16 protein-coding genes are annotated in these 15672 nt (G+C 55.4%); 7 read left to right on the top strand and 9 right to left on the bottom strand.

The genetic code is table 11. The features are described from left to right. Positions 1 to 8: 8 nt before the first annotated feature. Complete coding sequence (locus EHV15_RS15930; protein WP_128632067.1) at positions 9 to 350, top strand: rhodanese-like domain-containing protein; 342 nt, start codon at positions 9 to 11, stop codon at positions 348 to 350. A gap of 22 nt (positions 351 to 372) precedes the next feature. On the opposite strand, the gene EHV15_RS15925 is transcribed toward EHV15_RS15930, so the two are convergent. The 3 genes from EHV15_RS15925 to EHV15_RS15915 all read right to left on the bottom strand — a co-directional run bounded on the left by EHV15_RS15925 (position 373) and on the right by EHV15_RS15915 (position 3598). Continuing rightward, positions 373 to 1194, bottom strand: a complete 822-nt coding sequence (locus EHV15_RS15925) for an AAC(3) family N-acetyltransferase (protein WP_128632066.1) — start codon at positions 1192 to 1194, stop codon at positions 373 to 375. A gap of 323 nt (positions 1195 to 1517) precedes the next feature. Further along, entirely contained in the window at positions 1518 to 1937 is a 420-nt protein-coding gene (locus EHV15_RS15920) for a DUF6157 family protein (RefSeq protein WP_128632065.1), read from the bottom strand. A 560-nt stretch (positions 1938 to 2497) separates the two neighbouring features. After that, positions 2498 to 3598 carry a ParM/StbA family protein gene (locus tag EHV15_RS15915; protein ID WP_128632064.1) on the bottom strand — a complete coding sequence of 367 codons (1101 nt, stop codon included), beginning with the start codon at positions 3596 to 3598 and terminating at the stop codon, positions 2498 to 2500. Between the two features lie 216 nt (positions 3599 to 3814). On the opposite strand from EHV15_RS15915, the gene EHV15_RS15910 reads away from it, so the two are divergent. Both EHV15_RS15910 and EHV15_RS15905 read left to right on the top strand, forming a co-directional pair. Then, positions 3815 to 4843, top strand: a complete 1029-nt coding sequence (locus EHV15_RS15910; RefSeq protein WP_128632063.1) for a M23 family metallopeptidase — start codon at positions 3815 to 3817, stop codon at positions 4841 to 4843. Continuing rightward, positions 4840 to 5319: a bactofilin family protein gene (locus EHV15_RS15905; protein WP_128632062.1), complete on the top strand. Its 480-nt coding sequence runs from the start codon at positions 4840 to 4842 to the stop codon at positions 5317 to 5319. Before EHV15_RS15910 ends, EHV15_RS15905 begins: the two co-directional genes overlap by 4 nt. An 83-nt stretch (positions 5320 to 5402) precedes the next feature. Here the strand turns inward: EHV15_RS15905 and tsaD are convergent, their stop codons facing one another. The 4 genes from tsaD to tsaE are packed head-to-tail and all read right to left on the bottom strand — an operon-like array spanning position 5403 to position 8426. After that, entirely contained in the window at positions 5403 to 6449 is a 1047-nt protein-coding gene (tsaD, locus tag EHV15_RS15900) for a tRNA (adenosine(37)-N6)-threonylcarbamoyltransferase complex transferase subunit TsaD (RefSeq protein WP_128632061.1), read from the bottom strand. Further along, complete coding sequence (rimI, locus tag EHV15_RS15895; RefSeq protein WP_246061615.1) at positions 6440 to 6961, bottom strand: ribosomal protein S18-alanine N-acetyltransferase; 522 nt, start codon at positions 6959 to 6961, stop codon at positions 6440 to 6442. Before rimI ends, tsaD begins: the two co-directional genes overlap by 10 nt. A 14-nt stretch (positions 6962 to 6975) precedes the next feature. Next, complete coding sequence (gene tsaB / locus EHV15_RS15890; RefSeq protein ID WP_128632060.1) at positions 6976 to 7932, bottom strand: tRNA (adenosine(37)-N6)-threonylcarbamoyltransferase complex dimerization subunit type 1 TsaB; 957 nt, start codon at positions 7930 to 7932, stop codon at positions 6976 to 6978. A 2-nt stretch (positions 7933 to 7934) separates the two neighbouring features. Further along, positions 7935 to 8426 carry a tRNA (adenosine(37)-N6)-threonylcarbamoyltransferase complex ATPase subunit type 1 TsaE gene (tsaE, locus tag EHV15_RS15885; protein ID WP_128632059.1) on the bottom strand — a complete coding sequence of 164 codons (492 nt, stop codon included), beginning with the start codon at positions 8424 to 8426 and terminating at the stop codon, positions 7935 to 7937. Between the two features lie 1066 nt (positions 8427 to 9492). Between tsaE and ku the strand changes: the two genes are divergently transcribed. After that, the gene (gene ku / locus EHV15_RS15880) at positions 9493 to 10509 is read left to right on the top strand and encodes a non-homologous end joining protein Ku (RefSeq protein ID WP_128632058.1); all 1017 of its coding nucleotides are present in this window, start codon (positions 9493 to 9495) and stop codon (positions 10507 to 10509) included. 10 nt (positions 10510 to 10519) lie between these two features. On the opposite strand, the gene EHV15_RS15875 is transcribed toward ku, so the two are convergent. After that, positions 10520 to 11467 carry an ATP-dependent DNA ligase gene (locus EHV15_RS15875; protein WP_128632057.1) on the bottom strand — a complete coding sequence of 316 codons (948 nt, stop codon included), beginning with the start codon at positions 11465 to 11467 and terminating at the stop codon, positions 10520 to 10522. A gap of 213 nt (positions 11468 to 11680) precedes the next feature. Between EHV15_RS15875 and ligD the strand changes: the two genes are divergently transcribed. Next, positions 11681 to 12580: a non-homologous end-joining DNA ligase gene (gene ligD, locus EHV15_RS15870; protein ID WP_128632056.1), complete on the top strand. Its 900-nt coding sequence runs from the start codon at positions 11681 to 11683 to the stop codon at positions 12578 to 12580. A gap of 3 nt (positions 12581 to 12583) precedes the next feature. On the opposite strand, the gene cls is transcribed toward ligD, so the two are convergent. Further along, entirely contained in the window at positions 12584 to 14014 is a 1431-nt protein-coding gene (gene cls / locus EHV15_RS15865; protein WP_128632055.1) for a cardiolipin synthase, read from the bottom strand. 187 nt (positions 14015 to 14201) lie between these two features. Here cls and EHV15_RS15860 point away from each other — a divergent pair, with 187 nt between their 5' ends. After that, positions 14202 to 15194, top strand: coding sequence for a M23 family metallopeptidase (locus tag EHV15_RS15860; protein WP_128632054.1), 993 nt, complete (start codon positions 14202 to 14204; stop codon positions 15192 to 15194). A 28-nt stretch (positions 15195 to 15222) separates the two neighbouring features. Then, complete coding sequence (locus tag EHV15_RS15855; protein WP_246061941.1) at positions 15223 to 15645, top strand: bactofilin family protein; 423 nt, start codon at positions 15223 to 15225, stop codon at positions 15643 to 15645. Positions 15646 to 15672 lie beyond the last annotated feature (27 nt).

Below are 15672 nucleotides of genomic sequence, written 5' to 3'. Positions count from 1 at the left end.
CGCTACCCATGAGTGAAATCATCGACGGCATTTCCCATATCAACACGGATGAACTGAAAGCTCTGCTGCAAAACCCGGATGACCAAACGGTCATCATCGATGTCCGGGAGCCTTTCGAATACGAAGCCGGCCACATTCCCGGCGTCCCCTTGATCCCGATGGGCGAAATCCCGTACCAACTGGAGGAATTTGATCCCGCCAAGGACTATGTATTGATTTGCCGCAGCGGCAGCCGCAGTTTTGAGGTAGCGCGTTTCCTCCGGCATAACGGGTTTGAGCGAGTCCACAACTACAGCGGAGGCATGCTTGGTTGGGACGGCGAAGTGGAATCCGGGCTCCCGGCTAAATAATCTCACCGGTAGCCAAACATTTTTAGCTTTGCACTCCCGGCTCCGTTCGATGGCGCGCAAGCCAGTGGACGGCATAGTCGACCAAATCGCGCTGGGGCATGAGCATCGCTTCGGCCCCGGCGATTTTCCCCTTTTTCACCAATCCCGTATCCTGTGCAAAATCCGCCCCCAGCCGTTCAAAATCGTCGGAATCGTAGGCGACGTCCGGGAACTCGGCCCAGCGTCTTACGCCGTTAACCTTCATCGGGGCTTTGTTGATGAGCTTCGTTTTGCCCGGGTAGTCAGACCGGCATTCCGCCAAATGAATGGAGGTGTTGTTGCCATGCCCGACGCCGAGCAGCAGCACGTCTCCGTGCAGATCATAAACTCGGGCCAGCGGCGACTCGTCTCCAAGCCCGTAGGCGAGGGAATGCGCCCCGGTGATGCGATCCGCTTGAGGGCCCCGCGCGGCAAAGGAATAAAGCGGATGCCCGCTGCGCCGTGTTCCGTCCTGCTTGCGGAACGTTTCCGGAATGACGCCCATCTTGAGCGGAAGAGTCAGCGAGTGATCGTACGCGGGCATTTGCTCGCGGATCGTCTCCCACCACGCCTCGGGCACCGGCGGATTCCCCCAGCCGGACGGATCGGTCAAATCGCCGCTGTGCGTCGGCATCACGATCGTGCCCGTTTCCCCTACCGCTTCCTCCAGGGCAAGGACGACGGCGGAAGGCCCCCCGCATACCCATTCCCCTAACGATTTAAAGGAAGAATGAACGAGCAGCGTCGCTCCCTCCCGTACACCCAGACGAACCAAGTCCGAACGCAGCGTTTCCACCGTAATTAATGTGCCTTTGATCTCTTCCATGTTTCGTTTCTCCTTCTCCACTTGGTGCGAATATTTAATGATAAGCCGGCAACCGGTCGGTCGGCCGCAGCTAACGGACCTGAGAGCCCTTATCGGCCGCAAAAAACGGAGTTTCATTTTCTAACGGACCGGTGCGCTCTTATTTGCCCCGCATAGACCGAAAACACACGCTCAAATACCAAAAAAGGCCCGTGGTGTCCGTTACATCCTGAAAACTCCGAATTTCGCCGAAATAACGGCGCTGTGGTCCGTTAGGTTTGCGAAGCAGGGTCATCGGCCGGTCAAGCTGCTTGTTGCTTATTTCTGATTCTGCTTGCTCCTGATTACTTCCGGCTGCTGCGCATCCCGTCAATTAGTTTGACCTGGCCGTCCTGCGGTTTGCAGAACTCACGGTACTCGGGAGAATCCACGCCATAGATGGCGATTTTTCCGTGCGCATCGTAATGAACGCCCCACCCGTACTTTTTCGGAAGCGCCGAAGCCCGCATGCAGGCATGAGGTTTGCTGAACAATTCGTCCCAAAGCTCCTGCCTGCGTTCGCGCAGCACTTCCTCGGAAATGCCCTTGTGGCGGACATGCACCTCAAAAATCAGCTCCTCATGATTGTATCGGTAAGGCGCCTCCAACAGCAGCTCATACTGGATCATATGAATCGGCTTTCCCCTTTTTCCCGCTTCAGGAACAATGGCCTTGTCTGCAGGACAATCCGGAGAAACCCGAATAAACGTGTTTTTGTAGCTCATTTGACCAGACTCCTTCCGTTTTCTAATCCATTTCCGGACTCCAGCAGCGGCTCATACATCATTAGCGCGTGGTGCGGAAAAAGCGCAGCTTCCCGCTGTTTCGCCGGCCTGTCCGGACCGAACCACCAATCCAAGTAACGCCGTGTCCGATAGTAGCAAGTCCTAACCAGATTCGCAATTTCGACCTTTTTAACGGTTTCATAATGCTCTCCCATCCCGGCAGGATACCCAAAAGACTGCTCGTATTTCCATCATTATACACCAGCCTCACGAGTGTTTTACAGGCAAACCGGCGTTTTCCGCGGCAAAAAAATGGCTCAAAACCAGAACGGAAAAACCGGCAAATACCAAGCTGCTTGCGAAACTCCAACGACCACTAACGATGCATAAACCCTTGCGCAATTTGTAGCCCTGTTCCGCTATTTTGAATTGAAGGCCCAGGCCCAACCGACGGTTCGTCGTTCCAGTGGCCTGCTGTCAACCGCCGATTAGCAAAAAAATACCGGCAGAATTCATCTGCCGGATGGGAGTATTTTGTCAGGATGAGACAATGCCGCGGTTTAGGCCGGGTTCGGTTCGGGTTGTTGCCCGGCTTTGTTTTGGGCCAGCTTCAGGTAGCCCTGCACATTCAAAATTTCGCTGTTGTCTTCAAAGCGCAGCCGCATCGAACCCGCGGCATCCATCAGGTAAGATTTCAGCGCCGCGGCGCCGCCGCCCAGAACATAAAAGCATTCGATGTCAGGGTATTTTTTCCAGCGCTTGCGGATCAAGTCAACCAACTTTTGGGCCGCGCGGTTAAAATACATGTCCACGATCGGCCGAATATCCGCTTGACCTTCGCCAACACGCTGAATAACGAATTCGCGGTTGCGAATCCGTCCGATCAGTTTCGTCCGGCTCGGGAAACGGTAGCCGTATTGATCTTCGATATCGCGAATGATCGAATCCAGGTAGGTCGCAAGTCCAAACTGCTCGCCGGTGCTGAACTGGTTATCGATGTTCATCCGTTTGACCACCGGGAAATCCGTCGTCAAAGCGCCGATTTCGCAAACGCCGATTACCCCTTTGTGCAGTTCTTCGTTTTTGACCTGGAGCGATTCGTTGGTCGCCAAATGGAACAATGCCGCCGCGCCCTCCACCGACACGATCGTGCGGCGGATTTTAATGCGAACCGTCCGTCCGCGAAGCTCCGGCGTTGAAAGAAATGTTACCTCATGCTCGCCCGTCAGCCGTTCTTCAAACGCCTGATGAAAAGCCACATATGTACGCACCGGCAACCCGGTTCCAATTATGTATTCCGCCTCCTCGATGCCGGTTCCCGCCGCCGGGTAGGTTTTCCCCGAAAGGGCCGCATAAGCCAGCGCCGTCAGAGCCACAACGAGAGACTGATCGCTGGTTGCCTTGTTGTCCGTCTCCTCAAGTTCGGAATTGTCCTGATCCTCCATAGCCAAAAGACCCACAAAATAACGCTGATTGTTTCTCTTCAACTTAGGACTATAAACCCGGACATCCAGGGCTTTTAGAGGGGAATCCTCCTCCTGCAGCACATGTCTATCGTACCCCGGAGAAACGATGCTCGGGATAATAACCGGCCGCTCTGAACCGTCAACCACTACTTTAACGCTGTCGTTGCCAACGTCAATTCCGGCAATTTTTACCATAACAAACCTCCTTACGTCTTGAAAATAAAGCTCTCTTATGTTTATTCACTCATTCGCCTCCCTACGACAAATTCCTGCTTAAATGGTGAAAAAACGAACAATTTTTTTAACCGTAGAGGGATTTGGAACATTTTGCCGAAATAATTGTAGGGGCAAGTTGAAATAATGACTTTTGTCCTATTATATACATCGGCGCTAGAATAACAGGAGGATGACATGAGGGGAAGATTTAAAAAAAGCTTAACCCGGCGATATACTATGCTGGTCGTACCCGAAGGGACAAATCCCGTATTTCGCTTTAAATTTCATTTTACTCATTTACTGGCCGTTCTGATCGCCGCAGCCGTGCTGCTCTGCTCAGTTTTGGTCTTATTTGTCGTCAACCGCAGCCACACAAGCCGCATCGGTTCGCTGGAAGCCGAGCTTTCCGATTCGTCGGACCAATTCCAAAGCACGGTCGTCGATAAAGAGAAGGAGATTGACCGGCTGCTGTCCGAGCTCATGGAGCTTTCCGAAAAATCCAAAACGATCGAATCGAAAATGAGCGAATTGGAGCAATTGGAGGCCGAGCTGAAGTCGATCACCGATGATGGCATCATCCAGAAAAACAAGGTCAATTCCGCCTCTTTAAACCAAAGCCTCGATACGGAAGCTCTGGCGGCGGGCGGCGTTGGCGGCGATGCGGTTCCTTTATCTGAACAGGACATCGCCTCCCTGGTGGAGGAAACGAAGGAAAGCATCACCACCTCGTTGAATGAAATGCCAAAATTGCAGCAACGCCTGGAGCAGACCAAATCATCGATCCAGCGGTACAAAAAAATGATGATCATCTTGCCGACTTTTTGGCCGACGGAATCGGTCCGCGTCACATCCAGATTCGGCGAACGGGACAACCCTTTTGACGGCAGCGGCCATGAGCTGCACAAAGGCCTCGATATCGGCGGCGGGGTCGGGGACCCGGTATATGCTGCCGCGGACGGCAAAGTGACGGATACGGGATATAACAGCGGGCGCGGTAATTACATAACGGTCTCCCACCCCTCAGGGCTCACTACGATTTATATGCACCTTAGCAAAATTGAAGTGGAAAAAGGAGATTCCGTCAAACAAAGCGAAAAGATCGCGGAAATGGGATCGACCGGCAGAAGTACGGGACCGCATTTGCATTTTCAAGTTGAGAAAAACGGATCTACGGTCGATCCTGAGCTGTATTTAAGAAAACCTGGAGAGGAAGATCAAAAATGAAGTTAAGAGGCAACAGGCAGCCCGAGAGGCTCGACCCGAACACGACCGATACGTTAATTGGCGAAGGCAGCGTTTTTGAAGGAAAAATCAAATCGGAAGCGGGCGTCCGCGTCGAGGGGCAAATTACCGGAGACATCGAATGCGAAGGGGACGTTACGGTTGGGGAAAAAGGAATGGTCCACTCCAACATTCTGGCCAGAAACATCATTATCGCCGGAGAGGTCCACGGCAACGTGCAGGCCAAAAGCAAGCTGTCGATTACCTCCAAAGGCAAGCTCTATGGAAATATCGTAGCGGCGGCGCTTTCCATTGAAGAAGGCAGCATTTTTGAAGGAACGAGCAAAATGAGCGGCGGCGCCTCCGGGTCTAAAACCATTGCCCCCGGCATGAAAGAAACCGCGGCCACTTCCGAAGCGGCGGATGCGGGGAAAAAGCGCCCGGACCAAGACGGCGACAACGTTTATAAGACGTGGTAGGATGTTTCCAAGTGTACGCACAAAAAAAGCTGTACCATAGAAAATCCGGGAACGGTCTATGGTGCAGCTTTTTTTCATAGTGACTAGTTATCCGATTGAACGGACCAGCCCTCCAGCGACAATGAAGGCTCGGCTTTCAGCCCAAGGCTGGAAAATTCCCCGCTTTTCCATTTCAGGTAAGCGGCGGCGCCGATCATCGCCGCGTTGTCCGTGCAATAGGCCAGCGGCGGTATGAGCAGGGAAATCCCCTCGCTCACGCAGCGCTCGCTTAGCGCGGCACGAAGGCCGCGGTTCGCGGCGACCCCGCCGCAAAGCAGGAGCTGGCGCGAACCGGTCGCCCGTACTGCGCGTACCGCCTTCTCCACCAGCACTTCGATCACCGATTCCTGGAAGCCGCGGGCAATGGCCGGTTGATAGCCGTCTTTCCCGCGCATCCGGTGCTGGTTCACGGCGTTCAGTACGGCGGATTTTAAGCCGCTTAGGCTGAAATCGTAGGAATCCGGCTCCAGCCACGCCCGCGGAAGCTCCTCGGCCTCCGCCGCTTCCCCGGCCAGCTTGTCCACATAAGGCCCGCCCGGATACGGAAAACCAAGCGCCCGAGCCACTTTGTCATACGCTTCCCCCACGGCGTCATCGCGAGTATGGCCCAGCAGCTTAAAGCAGCCCTCGCGTTCCATCAGCACCAGCTCGGTATGTCCGCCGGAAACGACAAGCGCCATGGACGGATACAAAATGTCCTCCATCAAGTGGTTGGCGTAGATATGCCCGGCGATATGATGCACGCCGATCAGCGGTTTATCAAGGGCAAAAGCCAAACTTTTCGCCGCCATAATGCCTACGAGCAGCGCGCCCACAAGTCCCGGTCCCTCCGTGACGGCAATCGCGGACAGCGACTCCGGCGGGATTCCCGCCTCCCGAACCGCTTCTTCCAGCATGCGCGTAATGCTCTCCACGTGCTTGCGCGAGGCCACCTCCGGCACCACGCCGCCAAAGGCGCGATGCGTTTCGATCTGGCTCGCGATCAGATTGGACAGCACCTCGGTCCCGTTTTTGACGACGGCGGCGGAGGTTTCGTCGCAGCTCGTTTCCACCGCCAAAATAAAGCAATCCTGTTCGTGAATCAATACCATCCGCTTCCTTCCGTGCCTGCTCGGTGCGGCCGCTTCGGCAGCTCGCACCACATGATGAGCGCATCCTCATGATTATCGGAATAATATCCTCTTCTAACTCCTGCGGGGGAAAAGCCCATTTTGCCGTAAAGCGACCGCGCTACCTCGTTGGATACGCGAACCTCCAGCGTCATCCGGACCATGCCGAGCTCGGCCGCCCATTTCATCATCCGGCGGAGCAGCTTTTCCCCCAAATGAAAACCGCGATAAACGGTTCTCACCGCAATATTCGTCACATGCGCTTCATCCACGATCGTCCACATGCCGGCATAGCCGATCGGCTTGCCGTTATGTTCCATCACCAAATAGCGGGCAAAATGATTATGAGTCAATTCGTTGCGAAACGCTTCTTCGCTCCACGGCAACGTAAACGATTCATGTTCAATGACCATAATATCCGGGATGTCCTCCAGCGTCATGGTGCGGAAGCCGACGTTTTCGGGCTGGAAATGCTCCGCTTTCCTTGAGATCATGTCCGCTTCCCCCTTTACCCGTTGCGCAGCCGCTTGGCTTCCGCTTCGGCCAACTGGGTATAATTCGGCTCAAGCGAATGAACTTCGTCTTCCGGATACGTCCGCACCCGCTTCACGCCAGCCATTCCCATCCATACGCCTTCCAGCTCGTAAGGGACCAGATGGACAGGCGGCATGGCGCCGGAACGCAGCTGGCCGAGCGCCGCCTCGTGCTTTGCGGTTTCGCCCACGAACCAAACGGCGGCCGGACGCTCGTGCGGCTCCAGCGCGGTTAGGCGCTTTGATAGCTCGCCGGCCCAGCCGTCCGTGAGCCGGATGGCGTCGGGCGCGAGCCGCTGCGGCCACCCGCCGGCCGCCGGCACGGCGAACAGCGCCGTATAGGCTTGGCCGCGCCGCGCGTCCACCAGCGGCACGATCCAGTGGCCGCCGGCGTAGCGGCGGTCCGCGGCGGCGAGAGCGGCGGCTTCCGCCGGGGCGCCGGCTATGCCGTTAGCGGCGTCGCTGGCGCCGTTGGCGGCGGCCGCCCCTGTGATGGCGGCAGCGCTCGCGCCATGGCCGGCTGCGCCGCCTGCCGCGGGCGCGGCCCAAGCGCCCAGCTTGGCCGCGTCCTGCCCGCTGGCGCCAGCCCAGCCGCCCAGCGCCAGCGCCTCCAGGCTCGAAACGCCATAAACCGGCAGCCGGAGCGCCCAGGCCAAAGTTTTGGCCGTCGTGACGGCGATCCGGATTCCGGTGTACGAGCCTGGCCCAGCCCCGACGGCGATCCCGGTCAAATCCCGTTTGGACAGCCCCGCAGCATCCAAACATTCCCCGATCGCCGTCACCAAAAGCGACGAATGATCCCGTTCGGCGTGCATACTCCGCTCCGCCAGCAGCCGGCCATCCTCCATGACCGCTACCGCAAGCGACGACGTCGAGGTGTCAAACGCCAAAAGCCGCTGCTGCGGCCGCTGTTCGTAATTGTTGTTGTTCATGTTCAGGAAACCCCATTCTCTTGCAGGACGGATACCCACGCTTCATAAGGTTCGCCCCGCCCTTTGATATGCATTTTCCGCGCCGTGGCCGACACGGTTTCGATATAGATTTGCAGCAAATTCGCCGGAAGCAGCTCCTCAATCAGGCTGGCCCACTCCACCAGAGAAACGCCCGCCCCATAGAAATATTCGTCCAGCCCCAGTTCCTCGGCCTCTTCCAGCGACAACCGATACACGTCCATATGATAAAACGGCAGCCGGCCCTCGTACTCTTTGATCAACGTAAACGTCGGACTGTTGACCGTATCCGAAACGCCAAGGTGTCTCGCAAACAATTGGGAAAACGCCGTCTTCCCCGCTCCCAAATCCCCGTCCAGCGCGATCACCGTCCCCGGCAGCGCTTGCCGGGCCAAGTAGGCAGCCAGTTTTTCCGTTCCGTGCAGATCTTCGGCTTCATAAACATACGAAGCAAAAGGTTTGTCAAATTCCACCATGTCAACCACCTTTAAGCGAGTTAGCAAGCCGCGCGGCCTTTGAAGGACCTGCTTCTTACACCCCGCCGGATGAAACGATCGCAAAAAAACGTATGTCCCCATTATATCGGTCCGCCGCAGCCCCCGCAACCACGAAGCCTGCTGTCCAATAAAGTTGTTATGCTTGGAAATCTCCAATTAGACAAGATACATTTCTAACCGCACAACTATTCTAACGGATGCCACAGAGGCTATTTGTTCCAAAAACGTTGATTTTAAATTCTAACGGTTGCCGTGGCGCTTATTTCACTTAAACCCGGCTATTTTGGCCCAGATTCAGGCAAATAACGGCGCTCACAACCGTTAGAATTTAGAAAAGGGCTTTTTTCGTAAAATAGCAGCTGCTACAACCGTTAGACCTCCGGCGGACGATAGTTTCGATGCGAAATCCTGAGCCATTGCGGAAATCTGGAAAGTATCAGTATCAGGGCTACAAATTGTGCAAGAGTTTATGTAACGCTAGTGGTCAGATGAGCGGCGAGCCACAAGCCCAATACCATTCGGATGTGATTAGCTGCAAAAGCTGCAGTTATCTCGTCCGATTCCTTTGGCAAATGCCTTAATAGCTGCAAAAAGTACAGTTAATATTTGCGAGTTTGATGATATACGGCTTAAGCCGTAAGTAGCTGTACCTTTTGCAGTTATTTCGAAAAAAAGGAACTCAGCTAGGGAAAGTACTTGCATCTTTTGCAATTATTCCTCCGCAACGGACTGACGGATCGCCTCATGAGGGCACATTGTTCCAAAAACCTGCTCCTGAAGACCAAGTTCCAAAAGCATGCCTCCTGACACTCAAGTTCCCGGCATCATGCTTTATTCCATGAAATGCGCGGTCGCCCTTGCCGCCAACCCCCGCTAATAGAAAAATATTTAAAAACCATACTAAGACCTACGAGCGTTTCATGCGCAAACCAACGATCCAATTGGGCCGTATTAACCGCATTCACCGCATTCACCACATTCATCGCATTAACCGCATTAACGTGCATAAGTTGTCTAACGCCAAATAGAAAGGAGCAATCTCCTCATGCATACCGTTTGGAAAGGGGCGATCAGCTTCGGGCTGGTCCATGTTCCCGTCAAAATGTTTTCCGCCACGGAGGACAAGGACATCTCCATGAAATATATCCACAAAGTTTGCGGCAGTCCAATCTCTTACGTCCGGCGCTGCCCGGCGTGCGATGTCGATGTCAACTGGGAGGAAATTTCCCGCGGTTATGAATATGAAAAAGGAAAATTCGTCCTGTTTGAAAAAGAGGAGCTCGAGCAGTTGAACGATCACGTTGAAAAAACGATCACCATTCTCGATTTCGTCGATTTGGAGGAGATCGATCCGATCTATTTTCAAAAAACGTATTACCTCTCGCCCGATCAGGCGGGCTCAAACGCCTACCAGCTGCTGCTCGAAGCGATGAAGCAGTCGGGAAAAATCGGCATCGCCAAATTCGCCATCCGCTCCAAAAGCAGCCTGGCGGCGATCCGGGTGCTGGAGGGCTGCCTTGCCGTGGAGACGATTTTTTATCCCGATGAAATCCGGCCGATCGCCCAAGTCCCCAACCTCCCGGAAACGTTTCAAGTCAACGATAAAGAGCTGACGATGGCCAAAATGCTGATCGAGCAGTTGTCCACCCCGTTTGAGCCGGAAAAATATACAGACGACTACCGGGAGGCGTTGCTTAAGCTAATCGAGCATAAGGTGTCCGGCGAGGAGATCAGCCTGGCTCCGGCGAAACCGGAGACCAACGTCATCGACCTGATGGCCGCGCTGCAGGCCAGCATCGAGGCGGTCAAACCGGTCGCCACCGACCCCGGTCCCGCCCCGGCCAAACGAACGCGCAAGCCAGCCGCCAAAAAAGCCAAAGCCCAGCCGGAGGAAGGCGCGGTAGCGGGAGGGGGCGGAGGCACTGCTGCGAGAGGCACAGCAACGGAAGGCGCAACAGCGGAAGGCGCAGCAACGGGAAAAGCGGAAACGGGAGGAAGGCCAACCGTCGCGGTCAAACCGAAGCCGAAGCGCAAAAGCCCCGCCAAACCGAAAGCCGAATAACCGGCCTAATTTACATGCTCTGCGAAACGCTGCAGTCCTCCGCCAGGACGCCCCCCCATCCCTGTATGATCGGATGGCGCATCGTGCCGCCGGGCGTCCACTCCAGAAATTGTACTTTTACGGTCAGGGCCGGCTGAATCCAGACGGCCCCTTTGAGGCGTTCCGGAACGTTGTAAAACGGCCGTTCCGGCACGGCGAGCCCCGGAATCTTGGCGGTTAACTCCCGCCACGTCTCAACTTTCCATTTTCCCGTTCCCGCATGTCCGATGTACAGAAACCGCCCCTCGGCGTCATACAAGCCGAGCAATATCGCGTTAACGATGCCGTCCCGGTACGTGACGCCTCCGATCGCCGCATACAGGTCCCGGGCCAGCTTCCGCTTGACCCATCTGCCGTCTTTGCCGCCGATCTGGTACGGGCTGTCGAGTTTTTTGCAGACGATGCCTTCCCAGCCCCGCTCTTTCATCAGGTTGAACAGAAGCTGCCCGTCCTGGGTATTGGGAACGAGCTGAACCCGGTCGCCGGGAATGACGATTTCCTGCAGCAGCCGCTGGCGTTCGGCCAGCGTACGCCCGGTCACCCAGTCGCCGTCGAAGTGCAAAATATCAAAAATCATGTAAATGGCCTGAATCCGTCCGCTCGCAAAGCGGATTTCCCGTTCCCGCCGCAGGCTGTCGCGCCGCATGATTTCATGAAAAGAGGGCTTGCCCCCGGATAAAGCGATCATCTCCCCGTCAAGGATGACCGAGTTCGCCCGGCAATATGAAGAGACGTCGGCGAATTCCGGATATTGCGCGGTCCGGTCGTTGCCTTTGCGGTTGATGAGCCGCGTTTCCCGCCCGTCACGGTAAGTCAGCATCCGTACGCCATCCCATTTTACCTGGGCCACCCAGTTTTCCCCCTGCGGGATCGTCTCGCTGCGAATCGGCTCAAACGGCGCGACCGGTTTTAAATCCATGAATGTTTGCCTCCATCCGTCACAAAGATGTGTGCAGCGTTACGTTTCCAAGTTTGCCCTTGGCCGCCAAGCTCCATTCTCCTGCCGGCTCATAGTTTCCGCGCCCCCAGGCAAGCCTAGAGGTAACAACCCGCGGGGGAACCCGGCCTGTGGCCTATGTGCCTGTATGATGCATCCCCAGCCGCCCCGATGAAAGGAGCTGTCCGCAAGCGTATGCCGAAAACAATCAAAGGAACGATCCGCGTTGATGGCGTAGAGGTGTCCGTTTCCAATCCCGACAAGCTGCTCTGGCCGGAAGCCGGCATCACCAAACGGATTTATTTGGAGAAGCTCGCCGAGCTGTCGCCTTACCTGCTGAAATACTGCAAAAACCGGCTGCTGACGACGATCCGTTATCCCGGAGGTATCCACGGCAAATTTTTTTACCAGAAAAACGCCCCCGAACCGCTCCCGCCATTTGTGCGCACAGAGCTGCATGAAAACATCCGGTACGTTGTCATGGACAGCCTGCCCGTCCTGCTCTGGCTCGGCAATTTGGCCTGCATTGAATTTCATCCTTCGCTGCATTACGTCGGGGAAAGCTTGCCCTGCGAATGGATGATCGACCTCGATCCGTCCCGGGAGGAGGAGCCGCGGATTATGGAGGCGGCCGCCATCGTCGGCGATGTTTTGGCTTCCCTGGGACTTACTTCTGTGCCCAAAACATCGGGCGCCACCGGCGTGCAGATCATCGTCCCTGTCGAATACGGCGTCACCTTCGATGAACTGCGCTCCATCGGCCATTTTGTGGCCCGTTACGCCACCGAAAAACATCCGGGCCTGTTCACCATCGAACGGTTAAAAAAGGACCGGGGCGACAAAATCTATTTCGACTACCTGCAGCATTACGGCGGCAAAACCCTGGCTGCGCCCTACACGCCGAGAGCCCGCGCCGCGGCCAGCGTTTCGACGCCGCTGACATGGGAGGAGGTGCGCAAGGATCCCAAACCGTCCGACTTCAACCTGCTGAACATCGGCGGGCGCCTGAAGGAGCGCGGGGATTTGCTGGCGGCCGTCCCGCCTCAGTCGGTCAAGCTGATTTTGCAGCATTTGCGTAGTCCGGTGAAGGCGTAACCGCTACAGCAAAGGCGACAGCAAACGCGCCAGGAGCTCCATCCCTTTTTGCCACCGGGAACGCCGGGCAAATTCCGCAAGACGGATGGGGACCGAGTCGGCGATATCCCGTTCGAAATCGTTCACCAGTCTTGCGATCGTTCCCTGATCGAACAGCAGCGCGGTCATTTCAAAGTTGTAGAAAAAACTGCGCATATCCATATTCGCCGTTCCGACGGAAGCCAGCAGGTCATCGACCAGCAGGACCTTGGCATGGATAAAACCTTTCGTATATTGATAGAACTTTACCCCGGCGGCCAGCAGCTCCTCAACGTACGACAGCGAAGCCAGCTTGACCAGCCGATGATCGGGGTGATACGGCAAAATCACGATCACTTCCACTCCGCTGAGCGCTGCCGTTTTTAACGCAGTGTAAACCGCCTCGTCAGGAATGAAATAAGGCGATGCGATCCAGATTCTCCGGGTTGCCACCGACATCGCGCCAAAGCACATTTCCCGGATGTTGTTCCTCGGCTGGCCCGGGCCGCTCGTTAAAATTTGCACCTGCTCGCTGCCCTCGCAGCGGTGGTCGGGAAACAAGCCCTGCTCATCGATCCGCTTGCCGGAAGCAAGCCGCCAGTCGTGCAAAAACGTCATTTGCAAAAAATAAACAGCATCGCCGCGCAGCTGCAAATGCGTATCCCTCCAGTAACCGTTTTTTTCGTACAGTCCCAAATAATCGTCCCCGACATTCAGACCGCCCACAAAACCAACGGTTCCGTCCACAACGATAATTTTGCGATGATTGCGGTAATTCAACCGGCGGCTCTGCAAAGCGATCAGCGGCGGCAAGAAGAAATGAACCTCCACCCCCTCCGCGCGCAGCCTTCGGACAAAAGAAGCCCGCAGCAGGTAACTGCCCAAACCGTCGCAAAGCAGCCGTACTTTTACCCCTTCCTTCGCCTTCCGGATCATGACCTCTTGAAATTTGGCGCCAATGCCGTCGGCCCGAAAAATGTAAAATTGCACATGAATGTGATCCTTCGCCTTCTCCATTTCCTTCAACATGGCGGAAAAAGCGGTCTCGCCTTCCGAATACACCTGCGTCAGATTGCGCCCCGTGATGGGATTTTTCGGCCAATGGGTCAGCAGTCCAAACAATCTTTTTTGGTGTTGGAAAGCCGGATTCTGCGCCTCTTCGGCCGTTCTCACGATGGAGATCCGCTTCCGCAGCTTCGCTTGGGCATCGGGAAACCGCGGCCTACCGCGGAGCCGCAGCCATTGGCGTTTGGTGTAATCCTTCGCCACGAAATAATAAGTAATAAAGCCGACAAACGGAAAGAGGAGCAAAATAAACATCCACGCCACGGCCTTGCTAGGGTTCCTGAACTCCAAAATGAGAATCATAGCGATTTGAGCGATGTACGCGAGTAAAACTACAAGCAACCAGATCATAGGTTCAGCCTCCCCTAGACATCAGCTTTAACCATCCGGCCGCCCGTTTATTCATCGCGTACCAAGAGAACAGCTTGTACGGAGGAAATGATTTATATCAGACAGGGATTACATTTTTGACATGATTTAAGAGTCATAGGAATAGATAAGATATAGAACCAACTCGAGAAGTAGGGGAGGAGATGCCATGAGGAGTGTAAGCTTGCCGAACCCTAACCGGATGACGCTGCTTGTCCTTCGGGACGCCAACCAGCCCGTTAAGCAGGTTCAAGTGTCCAAGCCGCTCGTTGTTGCCGTCCCGCTGCTGGCGCTGCTGTCGATTTCCGGCCTGATCGTCAGCCTGCAAATTCAATCGGATCACACCGTTTCCAGGCTGGAAAAACAATTAAAATCGCAAACCATCGCTTTTGAAGCGGTCGTTACCGACAAAAACGAAGCGATACAGCGCCTGCAAAATGAAGTGATCGCGCTTTCCGGACAGTCCAAGGAGATGATGGACCGCATGGAACGCGTGGCGGAGCTGGAGGCCCAGCTTCAGAAATTCATCGATAAATACGGCGATTCGAAGGAACTGGGCCAATTGTCTTCCCTGTCCCGGGACGATTTGCCGGATTCGCTTGCAGCCAGCGGGATCGGCGGCGAATTTATCGCGGTTCACGACAATGAAATCGAAGCCCTTGCCCGGGAGACGAGCGATGATTTTGCGATGATGAGCGACATGCTTGATGAAATGGAGAAAAACGTTCCGGTTACGCTCAAAAAAGCAAGGCAAACGCAATACACCATTTCCGGCACGCCTTCGGAATGGCCCACGTTGTCCACGCGGCTGACTTCGAATTTCGGGTACCGGACGGATCCTTTCGCCGGCCGGGCCGCTTTTCATGCCGGCATCGATATCGGCGGCAAGCTAGGGGACCCCGTTTACGCCGCCGGGGCCGGTAAAGTCATTACCACCGACAAAGACAGCTCACACGGGAGATATATCGTGATCGAACATCCCGGGGGGCTGCAAAGCTGGTATTTGCATTTGAACGAGATCGGCATTTCCGAAGGTGATACGGTGGACAAAGGACAGCAAATCGGCAAGCTGGGCAGCAGCGGACGCAGCACCGGGCCACATCTTCATTTTGAAATCGTGAAGGCCGGCAAACCCGTCGATCCCCTGCCCTATTTGAAGTAAATATCCTAAGTAATGGAGGGCTGAAGTGATGATGTTAAAAGACAGGAAAAATCCAGCAGGACTTACCGATACGTTAATCGGCCAGGGCAGCAGCATCGAAGGCAAGCTGGAGTGCAAATCCAATCTGCGCCTGGAAGGAAAATTCCGCGGTGAAATCGAGTGCCTCGGGCAGATCGTGATCGGCGAGACCGGCGAAGCCCACTCGAATATTCAAGGCGGCGAAGTGATCGTGGCCGGCAAGGTGATCGGTGACATTTTAACCGGGGGGAAGCTGACGATTACGAGCAACGGCCAGGTTGACGGAAATGTCGACGTCGCCAAGCTGATCATTCTCGAAGGCGGGCAGCTCAACGGCACGAGCAAAATGGAACCCGCCGCCCCCGCCCCTGCTCCCGCACCCATGAGCGCTAAAGAAAAGCGTAAAAAATCGGCGCAGCCGGAAGCGGGATAATCCCTAGGCGAGCCCAAGGCTGGGAAC

The sequence above is a fragment of the Paenibacillus oralis genome, from assembly GCF_003863965.1.
Taxonomy (GTDB): domain Bacteria; phylum Bacillota; class Bacilli; order Paenibacillales; family Paenibacillaceae; genus Fontibacillus; species Fontibacillus oralis.
The sequence above is the reverse complement of the archived record's forward strand: the minus strand, read 5'-3'. Positions and strand labels throughout refer to the sequence as shown.